Here is a 7,979-nt window from a genome sequence, read left to right on the forward strand (position 1 = left end):
GTAGTAAAAATCTATTTGCTATCATTATGAGTTCAAAAACGTAGACAGTAAAGCTACCCAAGATTTAAGCGCTTACGGAGCTTATGCAACAGAATATTGAATTTGAGCGGTGCATTGATTTTCTGGTACGGATGATTGATAAGTACGGCGATGAAGTCCTCCGGGAGTTGGAGGAAGAAAAACAGAATAAAGAAGAAAAAGAAGCGGCAGTTTCCTGAAATACTAAATGTAAATCAGACTGCCGCTTTTTATGTGTTTTCAGATGAATTTCAAAAGCTGATATAGAGTGTGAGGTTCATTGTTCTGGGAAGCGGTAATACGGGTATCAAATGGCTTGAAATGATTTTGTGTATAAAAGCTCAGAAGAAATTCATTATCTTCGCATTCAAGAAATTCCATAACGCCGCCTACGGAATATTTGAGACCGGATATGGTTTCCAGTGCAAATCCCAGCAGGATGTTTCCAGGGATTCGTTTTTCCTTTGGTAGAGAATAGTTCTTACCTAACTGTGCAATCAGGTAAGCTGCTGTGTTGTAAGACTGTGTTTCTTCATCCAGAATACTGACACGGGACAGCTTCTTTGCCATCGTCTTACTGATATTTGAAGCCCGGACAGATATTGGCTTTACTGTAAGAGAAAAATAGCCGACCAGTGAAGCATCTTCGGCATCGAATACCAGATAAGTGATAGATTGATCTTTTTTGGCAAACTCAACCGCATTATGTAATAAAAAGTATTCCACATCGGGATTTTGGGGACAAGAAAAATCGGAGAGCAAGTCGTAAAGACTTTCCTCTCCGATATATGTCGGTTCGTCTTTATCCAAATATGCCCGAATATTAACGGTAAAATATTTATCAGACATGTTTTTTCTTCCTTTTTGACATTAAAGCTAAGATTTCCTGTGGGTTTGTTAACTGACGTCCGGGAAGTGCCTGCTTTGGTGTGCGGTCACGATCGGCTTCGTCAATCGCTGCGACAAAACGCTTTACACTATTTGGATTGGATACGACAAAATTATGAGTAATACTTGAAGTAGCCATACTAACACCTCCTCTATTTCTGGCTTTTTGTGTATTTATAGTATATGCAATGTGTGATAAAAACACAATATCAAAAACTGAAATAATTTCTAAATAATTTTCAAGCCGGATATTTATTAGATGCTTCCGGTAAGTGGACGATATTTTGATAACAGATATTCTCTATATCTAATTTAATTATACAAGTGACAGAGAAATGCGTCAACATGGAAAATAAGTATTGAAAAGAATTGGAATAAGTACTAAAATAAAGTTGGGACAATAAAGCGGAGTTACTATATAGAGGAAAAGACTATGAAGAATATAAAAATTCTGATAAATTATATATGTCTTTTTGACTATCTTTTTATATCTTCTTAAATGTCCGCAAAGCCTTATTTTATCGGCTCTACGGGCATTTTGCTTTTGTGGTAAACCTCACATATCTAGGTCTATCTTCTTATATTTTCGCTATCAAGCGTGGTTAAAATCGTGGTAAATACTTCTATGCAATTAGACGCTGAACCTCTGATTTTGCGGTATCTATGGACGCATGAGCATACCAGTTCATTGTGATACTGATATTTGAATGCCCCATGATATACTGTAAATCTTTTGGGTTCATGTTCTTGCTTGCCAGTCTTGTGCAGAATGTATGGCGTAGCGTATGCGGTGTGATATGTGGCAATGGATTGTCCTTGTGGTGCTTGTTGTATTTCTTTACCATACGGATAAATAAGGCGTTATAATCAATCGCAACTTTGGGCTTGCCCTTATGATTGACAAATAGGAAGTTGCCCCGTCCGTCTATCACAAATGGTTCTGCCTTTGGACGTTTTTTCATAACCCGTTGAAATGCTTGTATCGTTTCTTTGCTTAATGGTACTTGCCTTATTCCGCTTTTTGTTTTAGGCGTTTCAATATAATAGCCCTGTTCCTTGCTCTTTAGTAACTGGTGGTCGATAATCACAACTTCATTTTTGAAATCAATGTCGGCTACTGTCAGTCCGCACAGTTCCGAAATACGAAGTCCTGTCTTTAACAGTATCAGTACATCATCGTAATACTTATGATACACGTTGTCCGTCTTGATGAATGACAGTAGTGCTTGTTCCTGTTCCTCTGTCAATGCGACTTTCTTTTTGGTATCATTTTCTAGGACTTCACTCAACTTGAAATCAAAAGGGTTCTTCCTTACACAATCGTCTTGTATGGCGATATAGAATGACGCTTTTAACGAGCGTTTATGGTTGTTAATGGTATTGTAGGAAAAGCCTTTGTCTTTCATGCGTAACGCCCATTCCTTAGCGTCAGAGGGTTTTATCGTATCAATGCTCCTAGCACCCAACTTGTCCTCTTTCAATAACCGCATGAGCTGTTCCCGTTGTTTCTGTGTGCTTTTCTTCACATTTGCCCTCTGTGCGTTCTGTTTGGCGTAGAGTTGGCAAAGCGTCATTTTCTTGCCTGTGCTGTCGATACCGTCCTCTATATCCCGTCTTATCTGCTGTTCCAGTTCTCGAAGTGAGGGTTTTTCCCGCTTTCCCTTTGGTGTCGGGTCTGTGGGTGTCAATCTCCAAGCATACACATATTTTGTGTTTCCAAATGCGTCCACATATTTATATAAGTATTTTCCGTCTGTTCGTTGGCTCTCTCCAGTATGCAGGATACGTCCTTTGTTATCCCGTCCTTTTTCTTTCATGGTGTCTGCTCCTTTCCTTGTTGGAAAGAGCCTTGATATGACTTGTGTTCATCATAACACATACAAGGCTCATTTGCACTAGATAGCGTCCAATTTATCAATAACCTTTTCAAACTGTCGGCGTTTAATCTGTATGCGGTTGCCATTCATAATGAGCCAGCCAGCGTCCTTGTTTTCCTCTGCCAAGCGTCTTAACTTGTTTTCTCCGATACGGAAATACTTAGACGCTTCTTCAATGGTAAGGGTGTATTTTTCCCATACGGGAATATCGTTGTTATTCATCAGATACCCCCTTTCCCTTGTTTCGTGTCATACTGGATATAGGAGATAAGGTCAGTGCGGTTTATCCTCTGTAAGTGTGCGGTCAGTTTACTGGAAAGGGAAGTGCTGTATCTTGCCTTATCAAGCATAGTTCCTACTTTTTCCAGTCCACCTAATGCGTCATGTTCTTCCAAGAAGTAAAAACTTTTGACAGCGGAAATCACGCCACCCTCTGCGAGCCATTGCTGTGTTTCTTCAAGGGAATTATGTGGTTTGGGTACTTGCAGTTTCAAGACTTCCACAGCCCCTAAAAAGCGTTCCCAGAACCGACACGTTTTCCATCTGCTTTTATTGCTTTCATTTCTGTTTGCTACGACAAAGCGTAGGTTGTTTGCCAATAGCCCGAAAGCCAGTTCCCCAAGTTCCAGTGGTCTGTCCTTGAATGTCATGGCAAAAACATGAGCCTTATCATCACGCAGTTGCATTTCTGTCCGTTTCCAACTGCCGACTTCATCAAGTGTCTTATTATATTTTGAACAGACTTCCTTATCCTTGTCATAAAAGCGGTAGGACAATCCCGATTTTCCAGCACCGATATAAACCGTTTTTGCGGTGTCGAAATCATCAAACTTACTTTCATCAAAGTGGTAGCCTTCACTATTGGAGATAAATTCCTCTTTTTCGCATTTCTTCTTTATCTGCTCTATGGTAAAGAATGGTTTTTCGTTCTTATCATCAATGGCAATATCAAGCCTTGTGAAGTGGAAGTTATCCAGTCCGTATCTTCTTTCACAATGTTTGAACATATCCCCAAAGGTATAGTTTCTGCTGTTGAGAATACGGAAAATATCATCACAACCTCTGCCAGTCATAACAAGATAACAGCCTAACCCTTGTGGGTTGTCCTCTGTCTTTCTTGCGTCCCCCGATACATAAATATCTCCAATCTCCCAGCGTATCTGATAAGTCTTGAATTTAACGGTTGCCGGATAAACATTGAAAATGTCAGTCGGTAACTCTAAAATGTGTGTGATTACATCTTCTGCGGTTGCGGTTTCAAATACAATGCTGATATAATCAATCTTAACGGATAAATTTTCGTGTGTTGCGATACTTCATTACTCCTTTCGTATGCCCCGATTTTTTGCGGGGTATAAATTGCATTTTTTCCTTTATTTATCACAGTTTCTAGGTACTATGACATGTATACGCAGGGCGGTGTTACATATACGCCCTCTGCGAACGCCTAAAGGCGTTCCCTTTCCAAAAGGAACTGTCTGTCCGCTCCACGTCTGGGGGACGTGTCCCGTCCAGCCAGCCCCTTTTGGAAACCATGATTTTCGGTCTGATAGTCCATGCCTGTTCATGCTGTCAAAGCGAAAACAACTCATCTATATGCTTACTCAAGTGTGTGATTGACCCTAGCGTGCTTAATCACTTCATCTGATACGATAATAACGCCAGCAGGATTACTTGTCAAGAAGTTTTTATTGACTTTTCAAAATAAAATAAGTATGATAGGCTTATAAACAGAAAGAAAAGCAACGAAAGGAGCGGTTATACTAAGTTATGGAGCATTATGAAAAGAAAATCAGTTTTTTAGGAGAAAACATACAAACCATAAGAAAACACAGAGGAATGAAACAGCAGGAACTTGCGGATAAAATCGGTATCAATATGCAGAGCCTTTCCAAGATTGAACGAGGTGTGAATTTTCCTACCTTTGATACGCTGGAAAAGATAATAGACGTGCTGGGAGTAACACCCAATGAATTGTTGTCGGGGGAATGGAAGTTTGTCAATCAGGGAGAAAAAGAAGTCTGCCAGTTTTTAAAAATCGAAGAACGTCTAAATGCAGAACTAAAACATGGACACTATGACAACTTCTTTGATAGCGAGGAAGAATGGCTGGAATATGAGTTAGAAAAGTTACGGGAATATATTACCGATTACATCAACGGGAAAAGCATTGTAGCGTCCGACCTTTACCCAATCAAAGAATTTATCCAGCATTTGAAATTCCAAAAACTACTAGACCGCTATGATGATTTATACAGCATGGATATGTTCGGAGAAAGCATAGTGGGACATAAATATAGGACACCACATCAAGTAGTGAAAATGATAAACCCGAACTCAAAAGAGGATATGGAACTGTTACGGGAAGTATTAAAGAATAACCATTTTGATGATGAGGACGAATAATCTTTTTCCTCTTGTGAGAAGATACAGAAAAGAAAAAGCCCAATCAAGAGTGCAAGCACCACCAATGGTGGCAAGCTCTTGACAGGGCTTTTTCTTTTCTGTTGTGGGTAATCAAGAGGAAGAAAGAAGTAAAATCTGATTTGTGACAAATCAGGCAATATCAACGCAAGTGTCGCAGTATGAGTTGTACTACATAAGAATAGTAACTGGAAGATTGTAAGATAATCAAAAAGGCGTGTATTTCAAATTAGAGATACACGTCTTTGAAATGCACAAAGTTTATTGAATGTTATTCATTGACAATCGTTCATTCGCGAGATATAATTTTTGTGAAAGGAGTTGATCACATGAATATTACGAAACAAAAATCACAAAAGACCTTTGATAAGCAAGCAGCCGATTATGATACAAACATTCAGGGAGAACACGCTCGAAAGCTCTATAAGCCGATTATAGAAAATTTAAAAAATAAGAATATCCATTCTATATTAGATTTAGGTTGTGGAACGGGTGCGTTGCTTAAAAAAATAAAAGAATTAAATATAGCAGAACAACTATTTGGAATAGATATATCTCCCAATATGCTTGAAATTGCAAGAAATAAACTAGGAAACGATGCAACACTTATCTTAGGCGATTCTGAGAGATTACCTTTTGAAGATAATTCTTTTGACGCCATTGTCTGTAATGACTCATTTCATCATTATCCACTACCAGATATTGTAGCGAAAGAAGTGTCTAGGTGCTTAAAGCAAAATGGAGTATTCATTATCGGCGATTGTTGGCAACCAATCGGAGCAAGACAGATAATGAATTACTATATGAAACATAGCAATAGTGGGGATGTAAAAATTTATTCAAAAAAGGAAATGTTGTTATTGTTATCAAAAGACTTCCACGAAATTGAATGGAAATCTTTTGGCACAACATCTTGTTTAATTATAGCATACAATAACTGAACCGAAGGAAAGGAAAGAAAACAATGCGTATTTCAAAAGAACCAGAGGAACGTAAACAAGAAATTTTAGAAACAGCTATTAAATTATTTAGTGTAAATGGGTTTGAAAAAACTTCAATATCAGACATAGCAAAAGAAATTGGAATAGCACAAGGATTATGTTATAGATATTTCCCATCAAAAGATGTACTTTTTCAGTCCGCTATCAATGAATATGCAGATATTTTAGTCGCCAATATGACAAAAAATATAAATATAAAAAAGGATAGTTTAAAAGATATTTTGCGGAAGATGATACTTTTTACAGAACAAGAAGATGATACATATTATCCCGTTTTTCATAATAACCAAAATAAAAATTTCCATAATTTATTAGCATTGAATGTATGTGAAAAACTTTTTCCTATTGTATCTGAAATTATTGAAAGAGCAAATTGCACAAATGAAATACAAGTTAATGATGTTGAAATGTATGCCAGCTTTTGCATATATGGACAACTAGGAATTTTATTAAATACCGATATATCAACTAAAGAAAAGAGCACACGGATAAAGGCATTTTTTAGGGATTTGTTTAGGCTTTAAATATTCCCCTGCCAAAAGGCAGGGAATATTTATTACAATAAAATGAATGATTTTCATTCAAAAGGAGGAATTAAGATGAACAAAAATATTGATTTTGTAAACGGAAACACGAAAAAATGTTTAATTGAAATGTCTGTTCCCATGATAATAGCCATGTTTTTAAATATGGCATATAATCTTGTAGACAGTCTTTGGATTGGAAATTTGTTAGGTGAGCAGGCATATGCAGCGTTAACAAATTCTACACCTATTATTTTAATTTTAACTTCAATTGGTATGGGAGCAACAAACGGGTTAGCCATTCTATTATCACAGGTAATTGGTGCGAAAAATGAGCAAAAGAAAAAGAATATTATAGCTACTTCTTTTTTTGTATCTGTAATTCTTTCAGTGCTTATTACAATTGTATTGGAGATTTTTTTAGAACCTATTTTGATAGTTTTAAATACACCGACTGAAATTTTTGATATGGCAAAGAATTACTTATCTATATATGTTTTGGGATATGTAGCAGTTTATTTGTATTTATACTTTACAGCCGTTTTAAGAAGTTTTGGCAATACTATGTTTCAGGCAGTTGCGATGCTTGTGTCTACTCTATTGAACGCTATTTTAGATCCTATTTTCATTAACATAATTGGATTTCACGGAGCGGCAATCGCAACCTTAATATCACAGATTATTTGTTTGGCTTTTATGTGCATTTATATTTATCGCAAAAAATTATTTAACCTTTCACTATCTGATTTTGATACAACAGAGATTATGCCGTTTATAAATAATGCTGTGCCGTCTGTTATTCAACAAAGTATCCCTGCTATTAGTACAACATTTTTAACTGCTATTGTTAGTACTTATAGTATTTCTGCTATTGCTGGCTACGGAGTTGCAGGAAAATTAGAAATGATATTATTTTATCCTGCTATGGCTCTTAATATGGTGTTGACTTCAATCGTAGGACAATGTATTGGAGCACAACGTATCGACAGAGCAAAGAATTATCTGAAATTAGCATTAAAATATGGTATTATTGTTTCAATTGTATTATCAGCAGTTGTTATTTTCTTCTCTAAACAGTTGGCAAAATTGTTTGTTTCCAACGAAGCTGTAACAAATGTTGTCAGCCATTATTTTTTAATTGTTAGTATCGGTTATATTCTTTACACTATTACTAGTATAACGAATATTAAATAATTGCTATATCAAACGGATGCCGCTTCCTCTTCACTGATTTCATCCATTTTATA

The 7,979-nt window shown here is 36.7% G+C and carries 10 protein-coding genes; 5 read left to right on the forward strand and 5 right to left on the reverse strand.

Features of this window, described 5'->3' with window-relative positions:
* Nucleotides 1-83 precede the first annotated feature (83 nt).
* Entirely contained in the window at nt 84-218 is a 135-nt protein-coding gene (locus tag NSA57_RS18825) for a hypothetical protein (protein ID WP_255646893.1), read from the forward strand.
* Nucleotides 219-258: 40 nt separating this feature from the next.
* On the opposite strand, the gene NSA57_RS18830 is transcribed toward NSA57_RS18825, so the two are convergent.
* The 5 genes from NSA57_RS18830 to NSA57_RS18850 all read right to left on the reverse strand — a co-directional run bounded on the left by NSA57_RS18830 (nt 259) and on the right by NSA57_RS18850 (nt 4,066).
* Entirely contained in the window at nt 259-867 is a 609-nt protein-coding gene (locus tag NSA57_RS18830; RefSeq protein ID WP_120392733.1) for a GNAT family acetyltransferase, read from the reverse strand.
* Nucleotides 860-1,045 (reverse strand): hypothetical protein, encoded by a 186-nt coding sequence (locus NSA57_RS18835; protein WP_117636859.1) that lies wholly within the window; start codon nt 1,043-1,045, stop codon nt 860-862. Before NSA57_RS18835 ends, NSA57_RS18830 begins: the two co-directional genes overlap by 8 nt.
* Before the next feature lie 484 nt (nt 1,046-1,529).
* Complete coding sequence (locus tag NSA57_RS18840) at nt 1,530-2,723, reverse strand: site-specific integrase (protein WP_257465773.1); 1,194 nt, start codon at nt 2,721-2,723, stop codon at nt 1,530-1,532.
* Nucleotides 2,724-2,801: 78 nt separating this feature from the next.
* Entirely contained in the window at nt 2,802-3,005 is a 204-nt protein-coding gene (locus NSA57_RS18845) for an excisionase (RefSeq protein ID WP_002610247.1), read from the reverse strand.
* On the reverse strand, nt 3,005-4,066 hold the full coding sequence (locus tag NSA57_RS18850) for a replication initiation factor domain-containing protein (protein WP_330671393.1): 1,062 nt from the start codon (nt 4,064-4,066) through the stop codon (nt 3,005-3,007). Before NSA57_RS18850 ends, NSA57_RS18845 begins: the two co-directional genes overlap by 1 nt.
* Before the next feature lie 487 nt (nt 4,067-4,553).
* Between NSA57_RS18850 and NSA57_RS18855 the strand changes: the two genes are divergently transcribed.
* The 4 genes from NSA57_RS18855 to NSA57_RS18870 all read left to right on the forward strand — a co-directional run bounded on the left by NSA57_RS18855 (nt 4,554) and on the right by NSA57_RS18870 (nt 7,926).
* A complete protein-coding gene (locus NSA57_RS18855; protein WP_021372271.1) occupies nt 4,554-5,189 on the forward strand; it encodes a helix-turn-helix domain-containing protein in 636 nt (211 codons plus the stop codon).
* 296 nt (nt 5,190-5,485) lie between these two features.
* Entirely contained in the window at nt 5,486-6,148 is a 663-nt protein-coding gene (locus NSA57_RS18860) for a class I SAM-dependent methyltransferase (RefSeq protein ID WP_265341239.1), read from the forward strand.
* Nucleotides 6,149-6,171: 23 nt separating this feature from the next.
* The gene (locus NSA57_RS18865; RefSeq protein WP_257465774.1) at nt 6,172-6,732 is read left to right on the forward strand and encodes a TetR/AcrR family transcriptional regulator; all 561 of its coding nucleotides are present in this window, start codon (nt 6,172-6,174) and stop codon (nt 6,730-6,732) included.
* A gap of 75 nt (nt 6,733-6,807) precedes the next feature.
* Nucleotides 6,808-7,926 (forward strand): MATE family efflux transporter, encoded by a 1,119-nt coding sequence (locus NSA57_RS18870; RefSeq protein ID WP_330671392.1) that lies wholly within the window; start codon nt 6,808-6,810, stop codon nt 7,924-7,926.
* Nucleotides 7,927-7,979 lie beyond the last annotated feature (53 nt).

The sequence above is a fragment of the Blautia caecimuris genome (genome assembly GCF_024622975.1).
In the GTDB taxonomy this organism is placed as follows: Bacteria; Bacillota; Clostridia; order Lachnospirales; family Lachnospiraceae; genus Blautia_A; species Blautia_A caecimuris.